This window comes from Variovorax sp. OV084 (assembly GCF_900111625.1).
Taxonomy (GTDB): domain Bacteria; phylum Pseudomonadota; class Gammaproteobacteria; order Burkholderiales; family Burkholderiaceae_C; genus Variovorax.
Map to the genome: position 1 here is coordinate 108,960 of NZ_FOII01000011.1, position 20,734 is coordinate 129,693.

At 67.8% G+C, this 20,734-nt stretch carries 21 protein-coding genes; 11 read left to right on the forward strand and 10 right to left on the reverse strand.

The window, feature by feature from the left end:
- Positions 1–10: 10 nt before the first annotated feature.
- Positions 11–718 (reverse strand): HTH-type transcriptional regulator RutR, encoded by a 708-nt coding sequence (rutR, locus tag BMW87_RS23825; RefSeq protein WP_093079019.1) that lies wholly within the window; start codon positions 716–718, stop codon positions 11–13.
- A 206-nt stretch (positions 719–924) separates the two neighbouring features.
- Here rutR and BMW87_RS23830 point away from each other — a divergent pair, with 206 nt between their 5' ends.
- From BMW87_RS23830 to BMW87_RS23860, 7 genes are all read left to right on the forward strand, one after another.
- Positions 925–1,926 (forward strand): isopenicillin N synthase family dioxygenase, encoded by a 1,002-nt coding sequence (locus BMW87_RS23830; protein WP_093079020.1) that lies wholly within the window; start codon positions 925–927, stop codon positions 1,924–1,926.
- A 94-nt stretch (positions 1,927–2,020) separates the two neighbouring features.
- On the forward strand, positions 2,021–2,407 hold the full coding sequence (locus BMW87_RS23835; RefSeq protein ID WP_093079022.1) for a VOC family protein: 387 nt from the start codon (positions 2,021–2,023) through the stop codon (positions 2,405–2,407).
- A gap of 68 nt (positions 2,408–2,475) precedes the next feature.
- On the forward strand, positions 2,476–3,582 hold the full coding sequence (locus BMW87_RS23840) for a BMP family ABC transporter substrate-binding protein (RefSeq protein WP_093057712.1): 1,107 nt from the start codon (positions 2,476–2,478) through the stop codon (positions 3,580–3,582).
- A 16-nt stretch (positions 3,583–3,598) separates the two neighbouring features.
- A complete protein-coding gene (locus BMW87_RS23845) occupies positions 3,599–5,125 on the forward strand; it encodes an ABC transporter ATP-binding protein (RefSeq protein ID WP_093079023.1) in 1,527 nt (508 codons plus the stop codon).
- A gap of 19 nt (positions 5,126–5,144) precedes the next feature.
- Positions 5,145–6,266 (forward strand): ABC transporter permease, encoded by a 1,122-nt coding sequence (locus tag BMW87_RS23850; RefSeq protein ID WP_371258851.1) that lies wholly within the window; start codon positions 5,145–5,147, stop codon positions 6,264–6,266.
- A complete protein-coding gene (locus BMW87_RS23855; protein ID WP_093079027.1) occupies positions 6,263–7,195 on the forward strand; it encodes an ABC transporter permease in 933 nt (310 codons plus the stop codon). Before BMW87_RS23850 ends, BMW87_RS23855 begins: the two co-directional genes overlap by 4 nt.
- Positions 7,192–7,866: a cysteine hydrolase family protein gene (locus tag BMW87_RS23860; RefSeq protein ID WP_093079028.1), complete on the forward strand. Its 675-nt coding sequence runs from the start codon at positions 7,192–7,194 to the stop codon at positions 7,864–7,866. The genes BMW87_RS23855 and BMW87_RS23860 overlap by 4 nt, the downstream gene beginning before the upstream one ends.
- A 1-nt stretch (position 7,867) precedes the next feature.
- Here the strand turns inward: BMW87_RS23860 and BMW87_RS23865 are convergent, their stop codons facing one another.
- Positions 7,868–8,626, reverse strand: a complete 759-nt coding sequence (locus tag BMW87_RS23865) for a hypothetical protein (protein WP_093057717.1) — start codon at positions 8,624–8,626, stop codon at positions 7,868–7,870.
- A 46-nt stretch (positions 8,627–8,672) separates the two neighbouring features.
- Here BMW87_RS23865 and BMW87_RS23870 point away from each other — a divergent pair, with 46 nt between their 5' ends.
- The 3 genes from BMW87_RS23870 to BMW87_RS23880 are packed head-to-tail and all read left to right on the forward strand — an operon-like array spanning position 8,673 to position 10,727.
- On the forward strand, positions 8,673–9,272 hold the full coding sequence (locus tag BMW87_RS23870) for a LemA family protein (protein ID WP_371127398.1): 600 nt from the start codon (positions 8,673–8,675) through the stop codon (positions 9,270–9,272).
- A gap of 10 nt (positions 9,273–9,282) precedes the next feature.
- A complete protein-coding gene (locus BMW87_RS23875) occupies positions 9,283–10,182 on the forward strand; it encodes a TPM domain-containing protein (RefSeq protein WP_093079030.1) in 900 nt (299 codons plus the stop codon).
- Positions 10,183–10,187: 5 nt separating this feature from the next.
- Positions 10,188–10,727 (forward strand): TPM domain-containing protein, encoded by a 540-nt coding sequence (locus BMW87_RS23880; protein WP_093079098.1) that lies wholly within the window; start codon positions 10,188–10,190, stop codon positions 10,725–10,727.
- On the opposite strand, the gene pdeM is transcribed toward BMW87_RS23880, so the two are convergent.
- The gene (pdeM, locus tag BMW87_RS23885) at positions 10,724–11,404 is read right to left on the reverse strand and encodes a ligase-associated DNA damage response endonuclease PdeM (RefSeq protein WP_093079031.1); all 681 of its coding nucleotides are present in this window, start codon (positions 11,402–11,404) and stop codon (positions 10,724–10,726) included. The genes BMW87_RS23880 and pdeM overlap by 4 nt on opposite strands.
- 77 nt (positions 11,405–11,481) lie before the next feature.
- Here pdeM and trxC point away from each other — a divergent pair, with 77 nt between their 5' ends.
- Positions 11,482–11,931 (forward strand): thioredoxin TrxC, encoded by a 450-nt coding sequence (gene trxC, locus BMW87_RS23890; protein WP_093079099.1) that lies wholly within the window; start codon positions 11,482–11,484, stop codon positions 11,929–11,931.
- A gap of 5 nt (positions 11,932–11,936) precedes the next feature.
- Here the strand turns inward: trxC and BMW87_RS23895 are convergent, their stop codons facing one another.
- From BMW87_RS23895 to BMW87_RS23925, 7 genes are all read right to left on the reverse strand, one after another.
- Entirely contained in the window at positions 11,937–14,552 is a 2,616-nt protein-coding gene (locus tag BMW87_RS23895) for a ligase-associated DNA damage response DEXH box helicase (RefSeq protein WP_093079033.1), read from the reverse strand.
- Positions 14,549–16,204 (reverse strand): ATP-dependent DNA ligase, encoded by a 1,656-nt coding sequence (locus tag BMW87_RS23900; RefSeq protein WP_093079034.1) that lies wholly within the window; start codon positions 16,202–16,204, stop codon positions 14,549–14,551. Before BMW87_RS23900 ends, BMW87_RS23895 begins: the two co-directional genes overlap by 4 nt.
- Positions 16,201–17,229 carry a ligase-associated DNA damage response exonuclease gene (locus BMW87_RS23905; protein ID WP_093079036.1) on the reverse strand — a complete coding sequence of 343 codons (1,029 nt, stop codon included), beginning with the start codon at positions 17,227–17,229 and terminating at the stop codon, positions 16,201–16,203. The genes BMW87_RS23900 and BMW87_RS23905 overlap by 4 nt, the downstream gene beginning before the upstream one ends.
- Positions 17,230–17,268: 39 nt before the next feature.
- On the reverse strand, positions 17,269–17,790 hold the full coding sequence (locus BMW87_RS23910; protein ID WP_093079037.1) for a DUF3617 domain-containing protein: 522 nt from the start codon (positions 17,788–17,790) through the stop codon (positions 17,269–17,271).
- Positions 17,791–17,867: 77 nt separating this feature from the next.
- A complete protein-coding gene (locus BMW87_RS23915; protein WP_093079039.1) occupies positions 17,868–18,575 on the reverse strand; it encodes a phosphatase PAP2 family protein in 708 nt (235 codons plus the stop codon).
- Positions 18,576–18,600: 25 nt separating this feature from the next.
- Positions 18,601–19,728 (reverse strand): Gfo/Idh/MocA family protein, encoded by a 1,128-nt coding sequence (locus BMW87_RS23920; protein WP_177192837.1) that lies wholly within the window; start codon positions 19,726–19,728, stop codon positions 18,601–18,603.
- A gap of 37 nt (positions 19,729–19,765) precedes the next feature.
- Complete coding sequence (locus BMW87_RS23925) at positions 19,766–20,728, reverse strand: substrate-binding domain-containing protein (protein ID WP_093057726.1); 963 nt, start codon at positions 20,726–20,728, stop codon at positions 19,766–19,768.
- Between the last annotated feature and the right edge of the window lie 6 nt (positions 20,729–20,734).

Below are 20,734 nucleotides of genomic sequence, written 5' to 3' on the forward strand. Positions count from 1 at the left end.
TCCTCCCGAATCAGCGCGGCGTGATGCCTTGAAGAAAGATGCGCTGCACGTTCTCGACGGTCTTCTCGAAGAACGCCTCATCGTCCAGCGTATGCCCCGACAGCGCCTGCACCTGCACGCCGAAGTCCGCGTAGTGCTGCGTCACCGCCCACAGCGCGAAGATCAGGTGATGCGGATCGACGGGCGCCAGCTTTCCCGCTTCGACCCACGCGCGGATCACCTCCGACTTTTTCTCCACCAGCGTGCGCAGTTCGCGGTCGAGCTCGTCGCGCAGCAATGGCGCGCCCTGGATCATTTCCAGGCAGAAGAGCCGTGATGCATCGGGCCTGTCGCGCGAGACCACCAGCTTGCGGCGGATGTAGTCGCCGATGGCCTCCGCCGGGTCCTGCTCGGCACTGAAGCCGCGCAGCGGTTCGAGCCACAGCGCGAGCAGATCGCGCAGCACGTTGACGTAGAGCTCTTCCTTGTTCGCGAAGTAGTAGAGCAGGTTGCTCTTCGATACATCGGCGCGTGCCGCCACCTGGTCGATCGACGTGCCATGCAGGCCGAAGCGGGAGAACAGCCCCAGCGCCGCACCGAGGATCGCGCTGCGCTTGTCCTCGATCTGGCGCAGCCGGCGGCTCACCGCGGACGCGCTGCGCACCGCGGGTTTTGCGCGCTTGCGCGCTGGGCTCTTCTCTTTGCTGGCACTGGCAGCCAGCGCTTTGGTCTTCGGCATCTTCCCTCGCTCTTGTTCGTTCGTTGGTGAATCGGCAGGCAACACAGCGCACCACTGTAAGGCCGTGGTGCATCGCCTTGCGCCGCAGCAGCCTTCGCAGCGCGTCGTTGCGCACCATGCTGACGCGACGAATGCGTTTTGTCCATTTGGTCCAACTGGCACAGACGTTGCATGGCGAAAGGCATGCCAAGCATGAGGAACCTGCCATGACCCTGCTGTCTGTCCCCATCATCGATCTAGAGCCCTACTTCGCGGGCACCGCCGAAGGCAAGGCCGAGGTCGCGAAGAAGGTCGACGAGGCCTGCCGCAGCATCGGCTTTCTCGTCATCACGAACCACGGCATTGCGCCCGAGCTGATCTCGCGCGTGTCGTCGCTCTCGCGCAAGTTCTTCGACATGCCGTTGGGTGAAAAGCGCAAGGTCGACCGCCCGCGCGAAGACGCGGTGCGCGGCTACAGCGCGGTGGGCGAGGAAGGGCTCTCGTACAGCCTCGAAGAAGCGGCCCCCGGCGACCTGAAGGAATCTTTCTCTATCGGCCCGTCGAACGTGCCGCAAGACGACTACCACCGCGGCCCCGCCGCCGGCCCGCACTTCGAGCCCAACAGCTGGCCGCCCATCGAAGGCTTCCGCGAAGCCTACGAAGGCTACTTCGAGGCGATGAGCGATCTCTCGCGCTCGCTGATGCGTGTCTTTGCGCTCGGCCTGTCGCTGCCCGAGACCTTCTTCGACGACAAGATCGACAAGCACATCAGCATGTTCCGCGTGCTGAGCTATCCGCCGCAGCGCGAGCAACCGCTGCCCGGCCAGCTGCGCGCGGGGGCGCACAGCGACTACGGCAGCCTCACCATCGTGCTGCCCGACGACAAGGGCCTGCAGGTGTTCAACAAGGCCGGCCAGTGGGTCGACGTGCCGCAGGTTGAGGGTGGTCTGGTGGTCAACATCGCCGACCTCATGATGCAGTGGACCAACGACCAGTGGGTGTCCACGCTGCACCGTGTGATCAACCCGCCTTTCGAGATCGCCAGCACCAATCGCCGGCAATCGCTGGTGTTCTTCCATCAGCCGAACTACGACGCGATGGTCGAGTGCCTGCCTAGCTGCCTCGCGCCCGGGGAGTCGGCGAAATACGCGCCGATTTCTTCTGGGGACCACCTGACGTCGAAGTTCGTCAAGCAGACGACCTTTGGTGGCACGAAGGCGATGGCTTGAGATGACTGCCTGCTGTTCTTCGGGGTGCGATCACGCCGACGGCGTGCTCGCACCCCGAACAAGAACAACAGCAAACGCCCAATGAGCAACTGACATGGCCCACCTCTCCTACGTCAACGTCTTCGCAAAAGACGTGGTCGCACTCAGCGGCTTCTACCAGCGAGTATTCGGTTTCAAAGAGATCGAAGCGATCCGCTCACCCATCTTCCGAGGCCTGGACACCGGCAAGTCGAGCCTTGGCTTCAACGCACTCGATGCCTACGAACTGCTGCACCTGAGCGAGTTTTCAGACACACGCGGCGTCAAGTTCCTGCTGAACATCGACGTCGACAGCCAGGCCGACGTCGACCGCATGGTGCCGGTCGCGCTCGAAGCCGGCGCCACGCTCGTCAAGCCGCCGTACGTCACCTACTACAACTGGTACCAGTCGGTGCTGCTCGATCCCGAGGGCAATGTGTTTCGCATCAACTTCATGATGTGACGCGCGCTGCGCTCGTTCTCTTTTTTCCGTCCTCCATTTCTTCAAAGCCTCTCACCAAAGGTAGCCCCATGCAGTTGCGCACCCTCACTCCCGGCCTGGGCCTCGCGATGACCATCGCAGCCAGCGGCGCGTTCTTCACCACACTGCCCGCCGCGGCCGCCGACGGCTTCACGCTGAAGGACAAGCCGAAGATCGCGATGCTCTACTTCGGCCCGAAGAACGACGGCGGCTGGACGCAGGCCTTCGACGAGGCCCGCGTGAAGATCGAAAAGGAAATCGGCCAGAAGATCCAGTTCGTCGAGAACGTGCCCGAAGACGCATCGGCCATCAAGCCCGCTGCGGAGAAGTTCATCCAGCGCGGGGCCAACATCGTGATTGGCACGGCCTTCGGTTATTCCGACAGCTTCAAGGACCTGGCCGCCAAGTACCCCGATGTCGCCTTCCTCAACGGCTCGGGCACCACCAACGGCAGCAACCTCGAATCGTTCTACGGCCGCACCTACGAAAGCCAGTACCTCTGCGGCATGGCCGCAGGCGCCGCATCGAAGACCGGCAAGCTCGGCTTCGTCGCAGCCAACCCCTTCGGCGTGGTGAACTGGACCATCAACGCCTTCGCGCTCGGCGCGCAGAAGATGAACCCGAACGCCACAGTGAACGTGATCTATACCGGCGCCTGGAACGACCCGGTGAAGGAACGCGCCGCCGCCGCCGCACTCATCGACCAGGGCGCCGACGTGATAGGCCAGCACGTCGACAGCCCCACGCCGCAGATCGTCGCGCAGGAGCGCGGCGTGTACGGCACCGGCCACCACCGCGACCTGCGCCAGTTCGCGCCCAAGGCCACGCTGTGCTCTTCGGTGTGGGTGTGGGACCGCTTCCTGACGCCAGAGCTGAAGAAGGTGATGGCCGGCAACTGGAAGCCCGCGCAGTACGGCGCCTTCATCGAGATGAAGGACGGCGGCACCGACATCGCGGGCTTCGGCCCCGCCGTGCCCAAGGACAAGGCCGCGGTCATCACCGCCGAGCGCGACGCGATCATGAAGGGCAAGCAGGTCTACGCCGGCCCGCTCGCCGACCGCGACGGCAAGGAGCGCGTTGCCAAGGGCGCGGTGCTGTCCGATGCCGACCTGTGGAAGATGGACTGGTTCGTCAAGGGCGTGGTCACGCAGAAGTAAGCGACCCGAAGAAGCCATGCCCAACGCGCTAGAACTCACCGGCATCCGCAAGTCCTTCGACGGCTTCGCGGCATTGACCGACGCTCACTTTGCCGCGCGCTGGGGCGAGGTGCATGCGTTGCTGGGCGAGAACGGCGCGGGCAAGTCTTCGCTGATGAACATCGCGGCCGGGCTCTACGCGCCCGAGGCCGGGCAGCTGCTGGTGGACGACAACGCGGTGCGCTTCGCCGGTCCGCGTGACGCAGCGAAGCACCGTATCGGCATGGTTCACCAGCATTTCAAGCTGGTGCGACCGTTCACCGTGGCGCAGAACATTTTGCTCACCGCGCCGCCGCCGGCCGAGTTCCAAAGCCATGGCGAGCGGCTGCGCGAGATCGAGCGCGACATCCGCAACAAGGCCTCGGAGCTGGGTTTCGACATCGATCCGTCCAAGCGCATCGATGCACTGTCGATTGCCGAACAGCAGCGCGTCGAGATCCTCAAGGTGCTGCTCGCGGGTGCGCGCATCCTGATCCTCGACGAGCCCACGGCCGTGCTGACCGACCAGGAGGCCGCACGCCTGCTGCAGACGGTGCAGGGCCTGGCGCGCGCCGGTTCCGCCGTGGTGCTGGTCACGCACAAGATGGCCGATGTGAAGACGTATGCCGACCGCGTGACGGTGATGCGCGGCGGGCGCACGGTGGCCACGCTGAAGCCGGGCGAAGCATCGGTCGCCGAGCTGGTGAAGCTCACGGTGGGTGAATCGATTGCCACGCAAGAATTCCAGGCTTCGACCGCATCGCGCGGCCCCGTTCGGCTGTCTGTGCGCGGGTTGCGCACACCCGCCTCTCCCGAAGGCCGGCGCGTGCTCGACGGCGTGGACCTCGAACTGCACGCGGGCGAAATCTACGGCCTGGCCGGTGTAGGCGGCAACGGCCAGGGCGAACTGGCGGGCGCGATCATGGGCCTGCCGGGTGAAGCCACGGAAGGCGAGATACGACTCGAAGGCCACGGCGACCTGAAGACCATGGCCGCATCGGCACGCCGCGGCATCGGCATTGCAGCCATTCCGGCCGACCGCTACGGGCTCGCGCTCGCGGGTGGCCTCTCGGTGGCCGAGAACTACGCCATCGGCCGCGTGCACACCGGCCGCTACGGCCCCGTGTGGCGCCTGCGCCGCGGCCGCATCCAGAGCGACACGCAGGAGGCGGTGCGCGCCTTCGACGTGCAGGGCGTGCGCTCGGTCGCGCAGAAGGCCGCGCTGCTCTCGGGCGGCAATGCGCAGAAGCTGGTGCTCGCGCGCGAATTCGGCAAGTCGCCTACGCTGGTGCTTGCGCACAGCCCGAGCCGCGGGCTCGACGTGCGCGCCAGTGCCGAGGTGCATGCGCGGCTGCGCGCCGCACGCGACAGCGGCGCGGCAGTACTGCTGATCAGCGAAGACCTCGACGAAGTGCTGCAGCTGGCCGACCGCGTGGGCGTGATGACGCGCGGGCGCATCGCCGGCGAGTTCGCACAGCCCGCCGACCGGCAGGCCATCGGACAGGCGATGGTGGACCATGGCTGATGCCTCGCTCTCCGTCGACATGGCACAAGCGCCCAGGACCCAGGTGAACTCGCAGCAGCACACACAACCGCTCGCGCGCCGCCGCTACGCGCTCGAAATCCGCCAGCACATGGCCTGGCGCTGGCAGGCGCTGATCCTCGCGGCCGCATTGCTCGTGGGCTTCGCCATCTCCGCGGCGATCCTCGTAGCCGCGGGCGTGCCCGCCGACGAACTCGCCAATGAGTTCGTGATGCAGACCTTCTTCGACGGCCAGAACTTCCGCGCCGTGCTGTTCCAGGCCGCGCCAATGATCCTCGTCGGCCTCGCGGGCTCCATCGCATTCCGCGCGCGCTTCTGGAACCTCGGCCTCGAGGGCCAGATGATCTGGGGCGCCATCGGCGCGACCACCATCTCGATGTGGCAGATCGGCCCCGAGAACCTGCGCCTGCCGCTGATGTTCGCGGCAGCCATCGGCTGCGGCCTGCTGTGGGTGCTGGGCCCCGCGTGGCTCAAGCTGAAGCTCGGCGTGAACGAGATCATCTCGACGCTGATGCTCAACTACATGGCGGCCAACTTCCTGCTGCACCTGGTCTACGGCAGCTGGAAGGACCCGAAGGACAACTTTCCGTACTCGCCGCAGTTCCGCGTGTTCGAGCGGCTGCCCGAGCTGGGTGCGGGCATCGGCAGTTCGATCCTGCTCGCAGGCGTGGTCGCGCTGCTAGCGTGGTGGCTGGTGAGCGTGAGCCGCGTGGGGCTCTACCTGCGCTTCGTCGATGCGAACCCGCGCGTCGCGCATGCCAACGGCGTGCCGGTGCGGCGCACCATCTACGGCGCGGTGCTGCTGTCGGGCGCGATGGCCGGGCTCGCGGGCTTCGCGGTGGTCGCGGGGCAGGAGGGCCGGCTCACTCAGGCCTTCTATCAGGGCTATGGCTTCTCGGGCATCCTCATCGCCTTTCTCGCGCGCAACAACCCGCTCGCGGCCACGGTGGTGGCGCTGCTGGTGGCGGCGCTGTTCGTCACCGGACGCAGCCTGCAGGTGTTCTACCAGGTGCCGTTCTCGATGGTGCAGCTCATCCAGGCGGTGATCGTGGTGTGCGTGGCGTCGAGTGACTTCTTCATTCGCCACCGGCTGCGCCGCGTGGGCGGGGAGGCTGCGCAATGAGCGGCAGCATCATGCTCAACTGGCTCGCGAGCACGCCGGACTTCGCGGTGCCGTATGCGCTTGCGGCGCTGGGCCTCATCATCTGCGAGCGCGCGGGCGTGCTCGCGCTCGGCGCCGAAGGGCTGATGCTGGTCGGCGCACTCGCCGGCATCGGCGCGCAGATCGCCATCGGGCAGCCGGCCGTGTCGCTGGTGCTCGCGATGCTCGCGGCCAGCATGGTGTCGGTGCTGTTCGCGGCAATGGTGATCTGGCTGCGCGTGAACCAGGTGATTGCCGGTCTCGCACTGGTGTTCTTCTGCCAGGGGCTCACGGCGCTGGTCGGCTCGATGGCCGACTGGACCAACCATGCCACCGAAGGCATCGGCGCGATGGCGCTGTGGCCGTTGTCGCTGCTGCCGGTCGTGGGCAGGCTCTTCGAGCAGAACGCGATGGTGTGGCTCACGCTGCCGATCTTCGGCGCGGTGGCGTGGTTCTTCGCACGCACCTCCACCGGCCTGCGGCTGCGCGCAGTGGGCGAGAACCCGCAGGCGGCCGACGCGGCCGGCATCCGCGTGACGGCATGGCGCTTCGCGGCGGTGCTCGCGGGCTCGGCGCTGGTGGGGCTGGCGGGCGCCTACATCTCGGTTGTCAGCACCAAGCTGTGGATCGCGGGCATGACCGGCGGACGCGGCTGGATCGCGGTGGGCCTGGTGATCTTCGCGCGCTGGTCGCCGTGGAAGGCGCTGGTCGGCGCGCTGCTGTTCGGCTGCATCGAGGCGCTGATTCCGCAGCTGGCCGCAGCCGGCGTGCAGCTGCCGCAGTACTTCGTGATGATGACGCCGTATGCGGTGACGCTCGGCGTGATGGTGTGGGTCGCGCTCTCGCGGCGCGGCGCCGATGAAGAGCCCGGCGCGCTGGGCCAACCCTACGTGAGAGAAGAACGCCGATGAAGGCCTGGGTCTACAACGAAGAGCGCGAGCTCGACGCGGCGCAATTCGCCGACTACCTGAACCCCGCCACCACCGCGGTCGTCTCCATCGACATGCATCGGGGCCACCTCGACGACAGCCCCGACTGCCCCTGCCCCGCGCCGCGCGCACGCGACGTGGTGGCGCCCATCGACAGCTTCCATGACGAAGTGCGCGCGCTGAGCGTGCGCATCGTGCACATCAAGTCGGTGCTGCGGCCCGATGGCGTGGACGACATTCGCGGCATTCCTTCTGCATGGCGGCGCGCCTTTCCGCTGCATGTCGGCGAAATTCCGAATGCCGACGCGCACGCCATCGAAGGCTCGAAGTGGACCGAGTGGGTCACGCGCGTCGAGCCCGGCGACATGCGCGTGGACAGCAAGCGCCGACTGTCGGCCTTCTACCCGACCGATCTCGACTTTCTGCTGCGCAACCAGCGCATCGAGACGGTGGTGCTCAACGGCGGCTTTACCGACTGCTGCGTGCTCAACACGGCCTTCGACGCCAACAACCACAACTACCGCGTGATCGTGCTGCGCGACCTGGTGCGCGGCACCGACCCGCACCTGGAGGGCGCGGCGCTGGCAATGGTGTCGCTGCACCTCGGGCTGGTGGTCGATTCGGCGGAGCTGCTGCGCCAGTGGCGCGGATGAATTAACCCGATACGCCAAGCCAGCGTGCGGCCACGCCGGGCATGTCGCCCTGGGCGGCCTGCCACACCATTTCGGGTGCGGCCACGTGCACGCCCGGCGGCGCGATGCGCAGCGCCACGTCGACCAGCTCGGCCACCTTCGATGCGCGCACCGGCTGTTCGCTGCTCGGCACCATGAAGCGCACGACGGACAGCATCCACGCGGCCAGCCGCTCGAGCGGGTTGGCGAACTTCGCATTCACCGGCTTGCGCGCCGAGCGCACGAGGATCACGCGCTCGAAGCCGCAGGCCACCACCGCCTGCTCGTCGAGGCTCGCGAGCCCCCGCTTGAGCGCCTCAGGCAGCCGGCCCTGGTCGTGCGGCTGCACGATGGCCAGCGTCTGCACGCCGCAAGCGCGCAGCCATCGGGCCAGTTCGGGCAAATCTGAAGGCTCGGGCACCCACAGCGCGCGTTCGCGGTCGTGGTACAGCCGCGGCGGGTCGAAGGCGACGATGGCCGTGTGGGCCGAAGTCAGCGGCCATTGCGCGATCGGCGGGGCCGGGCTCAGGTAGGTTTCCACGCCGCGCAACCCGTCGCGAATGGGCTCGCGCGCCAGCACGCGGGTATGGGCGTGCCGGTGGCTGCCGGCCAGTCGCCGCAGCAGCTCCGCTCCCAGCGCACCGGTCGCGCCCGCGATCAGCAGCGTGCCGAAAGCGTCGGAAGCAACGGGCAGTACCGCACGGTTGGCGGCCTGCAGGGCTTGTAGAGGGTCGAGGGACATGGAGCCATCTATGCTACCTTCCGGCAATTCTGCGGAGGTAATGCAAATGATGATGAAGCGCTGGCTCTTGATTCTCGCGGCGGTCTTGTCCCTGAGCGGATGCGGCTACAACCAGTTCCAGTCCCTCGACGAGGCCAGCAAATCGGCCTGGAGCGAGGTGCTCAACCAGTACCAGCGGCGCGCCGACCTCGTGCCCAACATCGTGGCCACCGTGAAGGGCGAGGCCAGCTTCGAGCAGGACACGCTCACCAAGGTGATCGAGGCGCGCGCCAAGGCCACCTCGATCCAGGTGACGCCCGAGACGCTGAACAACCCCGAAGCCTTCAACAAGTTCCAGCAGGCGCAAGGCGAGCTCTCGTCGGCACTGTCGCGGCTGATGGTGGTGTCGGAACGCTACCCCGAGCTCAAGGCCAACCAGGCCTTCCGCGACCTGCGCGTGACGCTGGAAGGCACCGAGAACCGCATCACCGTGGCGCGCAACCGCTACATCGAAAGCGTGCAGGAGTACAACGTGCTCGCTCGCAGCTTCCCGACCAACATCACGGCCAAGATCTTCAGCTACGCGCCGAAGCCCAACTTCTCGGTGCAGAACGAGGCGCAGATTTCCACGCCGCCTACTGTCGACTTCAGCGCTCCGAAGAAGTAAGCCAGCACCAATGGCCATTGCCGCACTGCTCCGTCGCGCACTGGCCGCGCTCGTTCTCGCGACCCTGGCCGGGGTCGCGCTGGCCCAAGGCCTGCTGCCGGTGCCCGCGCTCACCGCGCGGGTGATCGACCAGACCGGCACGCTGGACAGCGCGCAGCGCAACGGCCTGGACACCAAGCTCGCAGCCTTCGAGCAGCGCAAGGGCTCGCAGATCGTGGTGCTGATGGTGCCGACCACCGCGCCCGAGGACATCGCCAGCTACACGCAGCGCGTGGGCGACGCCTGGAAGATCGGCCGCAAGGACGTCGGCGACGGCCTGCTGGTGGTCGTGGCCAAGGACGATCGCAAGATGCGCATTGCCACGGCCAAGGCGCTCGAAGGCGCGGTGCCCGACCTCGCGGCCGTGCGCATCATCGACGAGGAGATGAAGCCGCGCTTTCGCAACAACGACTTCGCGGGCGGTCTGAACGCGGCGGTGGACCGGCTCATCGGCCTGGTCGACGGCGAGCCGCTGCCGGAGCCTTCGCGCGACACGGGCAGCGGAGGCGGCGGCGGTGGTGGCTTCGACTGGGAGAACCTCGCGATCTTCCTGTTCGTCGGCGTCTTCATCGGTGCGCCGGTCGCGCGCGCCGTCCTCGGCAAGAAGCTGGGCACGATGGTCGTGGGCGGCGGTGTGGGCGTGGTCGTTTTCTTCATCACCACCAGCATCGCCATCGCGGTGATCGCGGCGCTTGTCGCACTCATCGTCTCGCTGGTCGCGGGCGCCGGGCGGACTGGCGGCGGCGGGGGTGGCGGCTGGAGCTCCGGTGGAGGCGGAGGCTGGAGCGGCGGTGGTGGCGGCGGCGGCGGAGGTTTCAGCTCCGGCGGCGGCGGCAATTTCGGCGGCGGCGGCGCGTCGGGGGACTGGTGAACACGATGACGACGACCAATCCAACCGACGCCAGCTTCTTCTCAAAGCTCGGCCGCATCTGGCGCCATCGCTGGATCGACGAGTCCGAGGTTCGCCGTGCGCTACCCGCGGCCGCGCTGGAACGCCTTGCAGGCCGCGTGGCCGCGAGCGAGCGACGCCACAGCGGCGAGATCCGCATCTGCGTCGAGGCCGGCCTGCCGATGTCGTACCTGTGGCGCCATTCGCCGCCGCGCGAGCGTGCCGTCACGCTGTTCGGCAAGCTGCGCGTGTGGGACACCGCACACAACAACGGCGTGCTCATCTACCTGCTGCTGGCCGAACACGCCATCGAGATCGTGGCGGACCGCGGCATCAATGCTCGCGTAGACGATGCCGAATGGGCCGCAATGGCGCAGCGCATGGGCGCGGCCTTTCGCGAAGGCCGTTTCGAGGATGGGCTCACGCAGGCGCTGGAAGAAATCTCGGCCCTGCTGGTGGAGCACTTTCCGCTGGGCGAGGGCGAAGTGGACGTGAACGAGCTGCCGGACGAGCCGGTGGTGCTCTAGCCTTCCTGCGGCGGCAAGGCCCACACGGCATCGCCACCCACCGCATGAAAGCGCCGCCCCGGCGCCGATTCCATCAACCACCCGCCCGTGAACTCGCCAAAAGCCGGCAGCACGGCCTGCTGCGCATCACTCACGAAACACGGCAGTCGCACGCTGTCGCGCCCCGGCCCATGGAGCCTGCAAACGGGATGCAGGTGCCCCGCCAGCACGAAGTGCGTCGCATGCGACTGCGGATGGTGGCAGCAGGCGAACGGCCCGAGCAGAAATGGCTCGTCGACCACCTCGATGCCGAGCGTGTCCGGCGGATCGCCCGCGCGGCTGTCGTGGTTGCCGCGCACCAGCGTCATCGCGACGCCCGCATGGCGCGTGCGCCAAGCCTCCACCGTGGCGAGCACGGTGCGTGCCTGCGCCGCGTGCAGGAAATCGCCAAGGAACACGATGCGCTGCGGAGCATGCCGTTCGATCAGCACATCGAGCCGCGCCAGGTTCTCCTGCGTGGTGCCGCCCGGCACCGGCTGGCCGAGCGCGCGGTAGGTCGCGGCCTTGCCCAGATGCAGGTCGGCCACGAACAGCACGCGCGCATCGGGCCACCACAGTGCCCGCTCGGGCAGCAGGTGCAGCAGTTCGCCCGCCCAATGGACCGGGAGCGGCGAGGCGGAGGAGTCTGGAAAGGTCACGGGTTGCCAGTGTCGCAAAAGACGCTCCGGCAGGCGACCGTCTTGCAATGGGCTCCAGCAGCCCCCAGTTTCTGCAAATGACCGAATCGCCCCCGCTGCACATCGTCTGCCCGCATTGCCACACGACCAACCGCGTGCGCGCGGCGCAGCTGGGCAGTGCGCCCGACTGCGGCAGCTGCCACCGCCCGCTGTTCGCCGGCCATTCGACTGCGCTGCCGGACGAAGCCACCTTCGACCGCCACATCTCGCGCAACGAGATCCCGGTGCTGGTCGACTTCTGGGCGCCCTGGTGCGGCCCGTGCCGCCAGATGGCGCCGGGCTACGAGCAGGCCGCGGCCCAGCTCGAACCGCGGGTGCGATTGGCCAAGGTCGACACCGAGGCCGTGCCCGCCCTGGGCGCGCGCTTCAACATCCGCAGCATCCCGACGCTGGCATTGTTCCGCGGTGGCCGCGAAGTGGCTCGGCAGGCTGGTGCGATGAGCGCGGCGGACATCGTGCGGTGGGTGAAGGCGCACGGCGCCGGCTGATCTGTTCACAGGGGCGGCAACGGACGCGAAGGCCGCCTGCGCTCGCGCCGAGCGCCTGATGACGACTTCGCCGGCTTGCCCGGCCCCTCCTGACCGAAGGCCAGCGTGCCTTTCACGCGCTCCACGCCACCAGCCGTGACAGCGCCACCTGCAGCCTTCTCCAACTGCTCGACCATGCGCGCAATGCGGTCGGCCACGTTCTCGTTCGACAGCTTCTCGCGGAACAGCTCGACCATCAGCGGAAACGAGAACGGCGTCGGCCGCGCCAGCGGCTTCAGCACGAGCTGCTGCGTGGCCATGCGCTCGAGGCTGGCGCGCAGGCGGCCAATTTCGAGCTCCTGCGAGAGGAGTTCCTGCTCGGCCTGCTGCAGCAGCCTGTTGCCGGGGTCGTACTTGCGAAACACCTCCCAGAACAGCGAAGACGAGGCCTGCAGCTGCTTGCTGCTGCGCTTCTCGCCCGGGTAGCCCTGGTAGATGAGCCCCGACACGCGCGCGATCTCGCGAAAGCGCCGCTGCGCGAGTTCGCTCGCGTTGAGCGACGCCAGCACTTCGTGCAGCAACGCCGCATGCGCGTCATCGCCCTCCGGCAACTTCAGCACTTGCGGCAGCAGCGCGGCCCAATCGACCTCGGTCGCGCTCAGCAGCTCGAAGCCGTAGTCGTTGACTGCGATCGAGAAGGTACGCGCCTCGTGCTGCGCGACGCGCCAGGCCAGCAGGCTCGCGAGCCCAAGGTGCACATGCCGGCCCGCAAACGGATAGAGGAACAGGTGCGAGCCTTCGCGCGTGCTCAAGGTCTCGGCCAACAGCGTCTGCGGCGTCGGCAGTGCCGACCACTGCTGCTGTATTTCGAGCAACGGGCGCACGCATTGCAGCTCGGGCGAGTCGTAGTGCCCCTCGCCGGCCAGCGCCAGCTGCTGCACCACCGCATCGGCCAGCGTGTTCGACAGCGGCATGCGCCCGCCGCTCCAGCGCGGCACCGCAGGGCGCTTGCCACTGGCGCGCCGCACCCAGGCCGTCATGTCGTGGATGCGCACGAGTTCGAGCAGACGGCCGCCGAACAGGAAGCAGTCGCCGGCCTTCATGCGCGCGACGAAGCTCTCTTCGACGTTGCCGATCTTCGAGCCGCCGAGGTACTGCACCGACATGCTCGCGTCGCTCACGATGGTGCCGATGTTCATGCGATGCCGCCGCGCGAGCCGCGCATCTGGCACGCGCCAGACGCCTTCTGCATCGGGCACGGCGCGCTTGTAGTCCGGATAGGCCGCGAGCGAGGGGCCGCCTTGCGAGACGAAGTCGAGGCACCACTGCCAGCTCTCGCGCGAAAGGCCTTCGTACGCGGCCGTTCCTCGCACCTCGTCGTACAGGTCGTCGGGCACGAAGCCACCGCCCAGCGCCACCGTCACCAGGTGCTGCACCAGCACGTCGAGCGGCTGGTCGGGCGAATGCCGCGCCTCGATGTGGCCCGCCGCAATCGCCGTGCGCGCTGCCGAGCCTTCCACCATCTCGACGCTGTGCGTGGGCACGAGCGTGATGCGCGACGCCCGCCCCGGCGCATGGCCCGAACGGCCCGCGCGCTGCAGCAGCCGCGCCACGCCCTTGGGCGAGCCGATCTGCAGCACGCGCTCGACCGGCAGGAAGTCGACGCCCAGGTCCAGGCTCGACGTGCACACCACAGCCTTCAGCTCACCGCTCTTCAGGCCCAGCTCGACCCACTCGCGCACTTCGCGGTCGAGCGAGCCGTGATGCAGCGCGATGAGGCCGGCCCATTCGGGCTTGGCTTCGAGCATCGCCTGGTACCAGATCTCGGCCTGCGAGCGTGTGTTGGTGAAGACCAGCGCGGTCTTGCTCGCGGCAATCTCGCTGATCACCTGCGGCAGCATCGTGAGGCCGAGGTGACCACCCCACGGAAAGCGCTCGGCAATGCCAGGCAGCAGCGAATCGATGACGAGCTTCTTCGGCACCTGCCCCTGCACGAGCACGCCTTCTTCATGCCCCAGCAGCGCATGCATCGCCTCATGCAGATTGCCCAGCGTGGCCGACATGCCCCAGATCGCGAGACCGGGGTTCCAGCGCTTGAGCCGCGCGAGCGCGAGCTGCACCTGTACGCCACGCTTGTTGCCGAGCAGCTCGTGCCATTCATCGACCACCGCCATCTGCACATGGCCGAGCACCTCGCGGGCATCGGCACGCGCGAGCAGCAGCGAAAGGCTTTCGGGCGTGGTGACGAGCACCGTGGGCAGGCGCTGGTTCTGCGCGCTGCGTTCGGCAGACGTGGTGTCGCCGCTGCGCGCGCCCGCGCTCCACGGATGCACCTCGGCGCCGAGGGCTTCGAGCGGTTGCTGCAGGGCGCGCAGCGTGTCGGCCGCAAGCGCGCGCATGGGTGTGAGCCACAGCACGGTGAGCGGCGGGGCCACAGGCCGCGCGCTTGCCTTGCGAGCCTGCGAGAAGGCTTGCAGTGCGCCGAGCCACACCGCGTAGGTCTTGCCTGCACCGGTAGTGGCATGCAGCAGGCCGGACTTGCCTTCGCCGATGGCCTTCCAGACCTCGCGCTGGAATTTGAAGGGCTTCCAGCCGCGCGCAGCGAACCACACGTCGAGCGCCTGCTTGACGGCCCTTTTCATAGGGGCAACAACGCCGCCAGCGTCTGCAGGGTGTCCGCTTCTTCCACCGGCTTGTCTTCCCGCCACCGCAGCATCCGCGGAAACCGCACCGCGATGCCGCTCTTGTGCCGCGTACTGCGCGCGATGCCCTCGAAGCCCAACTCGAACACCAGTGTCGGCTTCACGCTCTTCACCGGCCCGAAGCTTTCCACCGTGGTCTTGCGGATGATTGCGTCCACGCGCGCCATCTCTGCGTCTGTGAGGCCCGAGTAGGCCTTGGCGAAAGGCACGAGCTTGCGGTCTTCCTGCCCGGGCGGGCCGTCCCACACGGCGAAGGTGTAGTCGCTGAAGAGGCTCGCGCGCCGGCCGTGGCCGCGCTGTGCGTAGATCAGCACCGCATCGATGCTGAGCGGGTCGATCTTCCACTTCCACCACACACCGACGTCCTTGGTGCGACCCACACCGTACTGCGCGTCGCGACGCTTGAGCATCATTCCTTCGACGCCCATGGTGCGTGCCGCTTCGCGCTGGCGTGCGAGATCGGGCCAGTCTGAGCCCGTGAGCATCGGGCTCGGCAGCAGCGAGGGATGCTGCATGCGCGTGACCAGGTCGTCGAGCAGCGTGCGGCGCTGCGACTGCGGCAGCACGCGCAGGTCGCGGCCTTCCCATTCGAGGAGGTCGTAGGCCAGCAGCACCACGGGAATGTCGCGAAGCAGCTTCGCGCCCAGCGTCTTGCGGCCGATGCGCTTCTGCAGCTCGGCGAAGGGCTGCACGCGGTCGTCGCGCCACACGGCAATCTCGCCGTCGAGCACGGTGCCGTCGGGCAGGGCTTCACCGAGAGCGGCAAGCTCGGGGAAGCGCTCCGTCACCAGCTCTTCGCCACGCGACCACAGCCACACGACGCCCGCGCGCTTGATGAGCTGCGCACGGATGCCGTCCCATTTCCATTCCACGATCCAGTCGGACGGCGGGCCCAGCGCGGCGTCGAACTGCTCGAGCGGCAGGTTGAACGGATGCGCGAGGAAGAAGGGGTACGGCTGGCCGCTGGTCTTCTGCACCTGCTCGGCGCTCGACTCGGGGGCGATGAGCGTGCGGTAGTCGTCGGCCCTTGGCCGCGCGCCGATGTGCGTGTAGCCCATGAGCCGCTGCGCGACGCGCTTGGCATCGATGCCGCCGACCGCGGCGAGCGCCTGCGTGACCTGCAGCTTCGACACGCCGACACGGAACGCACCGGTGATGAGCTTGAAGTACACCAGCCTCTCCTCGGCAGCGAGCTGCCGCCACTGTGCGCGCAGACGGTCGGCGAGTTGCTCGGGCGAGGCCTTTGCGGCTTCGCGCAGCGGCAGCAGATGCTGCTCGACCCAACCGGCGAGGCTGAGGTCATGCGCCTCGCTCGGTGGCGGCAACAGCAACGCGATGGTTTCGGCGAGGTCGCCCACGGCGTCGTAACTTTCGTCGAACAGCCATTCGGACAGGCCCGCCGCTTCCTGTGCAAGCAGGCGCAGCAGCTTGGTGGGCACGAGCTGGCGCGGCTTGCCGCCGGCGAGGAAGTAGACGGCCCATGCGGCATCGGCAGCATCGGCGTCGCGCAGGTAGCGCTGCAGTGCCGCCTGCTTGGCGAGGCTCGACGTGCTGGCGTCGAGGTCGCGGTAGAGGGCGGCGAAGGCTTTCATGCCTCTGCCTCCTGATCGTCCTCGTCGCCGTACTCGGTCTTGAAGCCCTTCGCGTCGAGGCCGATCTCGGTGAGCCATCGCACCATCACCTGCACGCTGCCATGCGTGACGAACACGCGCTCCGCGCCGGTGCCTGCAATTGCCTGCTGCAGTCCAGGCCAGTCGGCATGGTCGGACATCACGAAGCCGCGGTCGACACCGCGCCGCCGCCGGGTGCCGCGCAGCTGCATCCATCCGCTCGCGAAGGCATCGGCGTAGTTGCCGAAGCGCTTCATCCACGGCGAGCCTTGTGCCGATGGCGGCGCGAGCACCAGCGCGCGCTTCAGCAATGCGGCATCGACGCCTTCGTCGCTCACGCGCAAGGTAGGCGGCAATGCCACGCCTGCCGCCCGGTACACGGCGTTGAGCGGCTCCACCGCCCCGTGCACGACGATCGGCCCGATGCTCGCGTCCACCCCATGCAGGATGCGCTGCGCCTTGCCGAAGGCGTAGCAGAACAGCACCGACGCGCGCCCTGCTTCCGCGTTGGCGCGCCACCATGCATCGATCTCCGCGAACAGCACGGCCTGCGTGGGCCAGCGGTAGATCGGCAGGCCGAAGGTCGACTCGGTGATGAAAGTGTCGCAAGGCACGGGCTCGAAGGGCGTGCAGGTGCCGTCGGGTTCAGTCTTGTAGTCGCCCGATGCCACCCACACGCGCCCGCCGTATTCGAGCCGCACCTGCGCGGAGCCCAGAACATGGCCGGCCGGATGCAGCGAGACGCGCACGCCGTGGTGCTCGATGGCCTCGCCGTAGGCCAGCGTCTGCAGGTCGATGTCAGGGCCGAGCCGCGTGCGCAGCGTGCCGGCGCTGTCGGTGTGGGCCAGGTAGTGCGCATGCCCGGGGCGCGCGTGGTCAGAGTGCGCGTGCGTGATGACGGCGCGCGCCACCGGCCGCCACGGGTCGATGTAGAAATCGCCGGGCGGGCAGTACAGGCCCTCGGGCCGGGCGACAACGAGGAGATCTTCTTCCTGCTTTGCGGGCATGGCACGCCATGGTAGGCGCAGCCGGGCTTGCGCAACAGGCTATGGTTTTTGCGGCCGGGTCTTCATCATGTCGAGCACGTTCATCTTCATGCCGTTGGACATGACCATGTCGCCCGGCTTCTGGTCGGCCTTGCAGGGGCCGATCCACTTGGCTTCCATGACGCTCGCGCCTTCGGCGCGGCCCATCAGCGGCGGGTTGTAGGTCGACTTGCTTTCCATGCGATAGGCGGTGCTGAAGTCGCCGCTCATCACCGCATGCGAGGTGGCGACGGTGTTGCCGATCTTGCAGACCGAGTCCATCACCAGCTTGCCGCCGTCGGCGCGCAGTTCCTGCTTGGAGCACATGTCCTTGCCCATGCCCTGGCCCATGTCGCGCAGCGCCTTGTCACTGGCCGCGTCGATGCACTGCTGCATGGTGTGGCCGGCGCCCTTGCCCGTGGGGTCCCCGGACTGGATCTCCCACAGGCCGGGCTTGCGCGAAGGGAAATCGAGCGCGAACGCGGGACACGCGATGGCGCTGGCCGCCATGCAGGCAGCGGCGGCGGACAAACGGATCTTCATGACGGGCTCCCGCATCGGTGGACGACGATCCCCGGGTTGTACCGCGTGCACCGCGGCGGCGGAATAGCGCAATCGGCCTAAGCCGGACGCGCCTGCTGCGCCGGCGCGAGCACCGGGCCGCGCTGCCGCGTGACGACACCGAGCGCCACACCCAGCGCGAGGCCACCCAGCACGTCGATCAGCACATGCTGGCGCACCGCCATCGTCGAATAGACGATGCCCGCGGCCCAGGCCACGTTCACGACGCGAAGCCAAACCGGCGCACCCACATCGCGCAACTGCCGCGCCAGCATGACGCAGGCGAACACCGAGAACGAGACGTGCAGCGAGGGAAAGGCGTTGCCGGCCGAGTCGACCATCTTGAGGAACTGCAGCGAGGTGCCCGGGGCCGCCTCGACCGCGAAGTTGGGAATCGCCGTGGGCATGAACCAGAACACGAGCAGCGCCAGGGCCGTCATGGCCGCGCAGCCGAAGGAGAAGCCCAGCAGCTCGCGCTTGTCTTTGGCCAGCAGCACCGGCAGCGCGATGTAGCCCCAGAGCGAGAGGTACACCGGCAGCAGCGCCGGCCAGAAGGCGATCAGCCGGTCGACGGGCGTGAGCGGCAGCACCCAGGCCTGGCCGGCGTTCTTCATGATCCAGAAGTACAGCGGGAAGAAGCCGAGGGTGGCGACCGTGTTGCCGACCAGCTTCAGGGGGAACAGCGTGATGCAGCGGCGCCAGAGGGCGGCGAGCCAGGGCTGCGTTGCCGATGAAGTGGAAGAAGCTTCGGATGCGGAAGGTGTCATGGAGGCCTGTGCAGCGCGCTGCGCGCTACCAGGGCGTCCACTTTAATTCGCTTTTCGACGAAGCCACCGTGCGTTCGATGAAGCGCACCCCACGCGCGCCGTCTTCCACGCGCGGGTAGTCGGCATCCAGCGGATCGGCCGGCTGGCCCGCGAGCCGGGCGCGGATGTCCGCAGCAACGCCTGCGTATACGTTGGCGAAGGCCTCGATGAAGCCTTCGGGATGCCCCGCCGGCAGCCGGCTTGCGCGCCGCGCCGATTCGCACAGCCACGCCGCGCCACGCGTCAGCACGCGCAGGGGCCCGTCATGCGGCAGGTGCACCAGCCGGCTCGGCTGCTCCTGGCGCCATTCGAGCGTGCCCAGCGTGCCCGACACGCGCAGGCGCAGGTCGTTCTCCAGGCCGGTGTTGATCTGCGAAGCGATGAGCACACCGCGCGCGCCGCCCTCGAAGCGCAACAGCAGGCTGCCGTCGTCGTCGAGCATGCGGCCCGGCACCAGCGCGCCGAGGTCGGCGCACAGGCTTTCGATCTGCAGTCCGGTGACGGTGGCCACGAGGTTCTCGGCGTGCGAGCCGATGTCGCCGATGGCACCGGCCGCGCCGCTGCGTGCGGGGTCGGTGCGCCAGTCGGCCTGCTTGTTGGTGCCGCCTTCGACGTGGCTTGCGAGCCAGCCCTGGTTGTATTCGACGACGACCTTGCGGACCTCGCCGATCTGGCCCGAGCGCACCATCTCGCGCGCCTGCCGCACCATCGGATAGCCGGTGTAGTTGTAGGTGACGCCGAACACCGTGCCCTGCTTCGCCACGGTCGCGACCAGCGCATCGGCCTGCTCGCGCGTGTGCACCAGCGGCTTGTCGCAGACCACATGGAAGCCCGCTTCGGCAAAGGCCTGCGCCACCGGAAAATGCACGTGGTTGGGCGTGACGATCGACACGAAGTCGATGCGCTCGCCCTCCGGGCGCTTCAGCTCGTCGGCCAGCAGCGCCTGCCAGTCGCCGTGGTTGCGGTCATCGGCCAGGCCGAGGTCGCGGCCCGAGGCGCGTGCCTTGTCCGGGCTCGACGACAGCGCGCCGGCCACGAGCTCGATCTGGCCGTCGAGCGCCATGGCCTTGCGGTGCACGCCGCCGATGAAGGCGTCGCGGCCGCCGCCGACCATGGCGTAGCGGAGCTTGCGTGAAGCGATCTCGGTCACCTTAGAACGGCGAGTTGGGGTGGTAGAAGTCCTTGGCGTTCTCTTTGGTGATGAGCACCGAAGGAATGATCGTCGTCGCCGGCAGCTTCTCGCCCTTCAGGCGCGCCTCGGCCGTCAGCTTGATCGCGTCGTAGATGAACTTCGGCGAGTAGCTCACGTCGGCGGTGATGCGCTTGTCCTTGCCGTCCATGATGGTCTTGACCATGCCCTTGGCGCCCGCGCCGCCGAAGATGATCTTGATGTCGTCGCGCTTGGCCTGCTCGATGGCCTTCAGCACGCCAACGGCCATGTCGTCGTCGGCTGCCCAGATGGCATCGATGCTCTTGAAGCGCGTCAGGTAGTCCTGCGTGACCTTGAAGGCGTCGTCGCGGTTCCAGTTGGCGTACTTGGCGTCGAGCAGCTTGATGTCGGGACTGCCCTTGAGCACTGCATTGAAGGCGTCCATGCGCTCGTTGTCTAGCGTGGTCGCGATGCCGCGCAGCGCCACCACGTTGCCCTTGCCGCCGAGCTGCTTCACGATGTATTCGGCCGGGATCTTGCCGAAGGCCGTGTTGTCGCCGGCCACATAGGCATCCTGTGCGCTGGTGTCGGTGAGGCCGCGGTCCACCACGGTCACGTAGGCGCCCTTGGCCTTGACCTGCGCAACCGGCTTGGTCAGCGCGGCGGATTCGAAGGGGAACACGACCAGCGCGTTGATCTTGGTGACGGTCGACAGGTCTTGCAGCTGGTTGGCCTGCTCGGGCGCGTTGGCCGCCGTCTTGATCGTGATCTTCAGGTCCTTGTGTTCCTTCTCCAGGTCTTTCTTCGCCTGGTTGGCCCAGTAGTTGATGCCGCCCATGAAGCTGTGCGTGGCCGCGGGAATCGAAACGCCGAGGTTGACCTTTTCCGCGGCAAGCGCGGGCAGGCTGGCGAACGCTGCGGCGGCAACCGCCGTGAGTGCGAGGCGTCGGGTGAAAGTCGTCATGCTGGG

Bases quoted from the DNA above. Each gene is read 5' to 3' on its own strand.
- rutR (WP_093079019.1), bottom strand. From the start codon at position 718: ATGCCGAAGACCAAAGCGCTGGCTGCCAGTGCCAGCAAAGAGAAGAGC.
- BMW87_RS23830 (WP_093079020.1), top strand. From the start codon at position 925: ATGACCCTGCTGTCTGTCCCCATCATCGATCTAGAGCCCTACTTCGCG.
- BMW87_RS23835 (WP_093079022.1), top strand. From the start codon at position 2,021: ATGGCCCACCTCTCCTACGTCAACGTCTTCGCAAAAGACGTGGTCGCA.
- BMW87_RS23840 (WP_093057712.1), top strand. From the start codon at position 2,476: ATGCAGTTGCGCACCCTCACTCCCGGCCTGGGCCTCGCGATGACCATC.
- BMW87_RS23845 (WP_093079023.1), top strand. From the start codon at position 3,599: ATGCCCAACGCGCTAGAACTCACCGGCATCCGCAAGTCCTTCGACGGC.
- BMW87_RS23850 (WP_371258851.1), top strand. From the start codon at position 5,145: ATGGCACAAGCGCCCAGGACCCAGGTGAACTCGCAGCAGCACACACAA.
- BMW87_RS23855 (WP_093079027.1), top strand. From the start codon at position 6,263: ATGAGCGGCAGCATCATGCTCAACTGGCTCGCGAGCACGCCGGACTTC.
- BMW87_RS23860 (WP_093079028.1), top strand. From the start codon at position 7,192: ATGAAGGCCTGGGTCTACAACGAAGAGCGCGAGCTCGACGCGGCGCAA.
- BMW87_RS23865 (WP_093057717.1), bottom strand. From the start codon at position 8,626: ATGTCCCTCGACCCTCTACAAGCCCTGCAGGCCGCCAACCGTGCGGTA.
- BMW87_RS23870 (WP_371127398.1), top strand. From the start codon at position 8,673: ATGATGATGAAGCGCTGGCTCTTGATTCTCGCGGCGGTCTTGTCCCTG.
- BMW87_RS23875 (WP_093079030.1), top strand. From the start codon at position 9,283: ATGGCCATTGCCGCACTGCTCCGTCGCGCACTGGCCGCGCTCGTTCTC.
- BMW87_RS23880 (WP_093079098.1), top strand. From the start codon at position 10,188: ATGACGACGACCAATCCAACCGACGCCAGCTTCTTCTCAAAGCTCGGC.
- trxC (WP_093079099.1), top strand. From the start codon at position 11,482: ATGACCGAATCGCCCCCGCTGCACATCGTCTGCCCGCATTGCCACACG.
- BMW87_RS23895 (WP_093079033.1), bottom strand. From the start codon at position 14,552: ATGAAAAGGGCCGTCAAGCAGGCGCTCGACGTGTGGTTCGCTGCGCGC.
- BMW87_RS23900 (WP_093079034.1), bottom strand. From the start codon at position 16,204: ATGAAAGCCTTCGCCGCCCTCTACCGCGACCTCGACGCCAGCACGTCG.
- BMW87_RS23905 (WP_093079036.1), bottom strand. From the start codon at position 17,229: ATGCCCGCAAAGCAGGAAGAAGATCTCCTCGTTGTCGCCCGGCCCGAG.
- BMW87_RS23910 (WP_093079037.1), bottom strand. From the start codon at position 17,790: ATGAAGATCCGTTTGTCCGCCGCCGCTGCCTGCATGGCGGCCAGCGCC.
- BMW87_RS23915 (WP_093079039.1), bottom strand. From the start codon at position 18,575: ATGACACCTTCCGCATCCGAAGCTTCTTCCACTTCATCGGCAACGCAG.
- BMW87_RS23920 (WP_177192837.1), bottom strand. From the start codon at position 19,728: ATGGTCGGCGGCGGCCGCGACGCCTTCATCGGCGGCGTGCACCGCAAG.
- BMW87_RS23925 (WP_093057726.1), bottom strand. From the start codon at position 20,728: ATGACGACTTTCACCCGACGCCTCGCACTCACGGCGGTTGCCGCCGCA.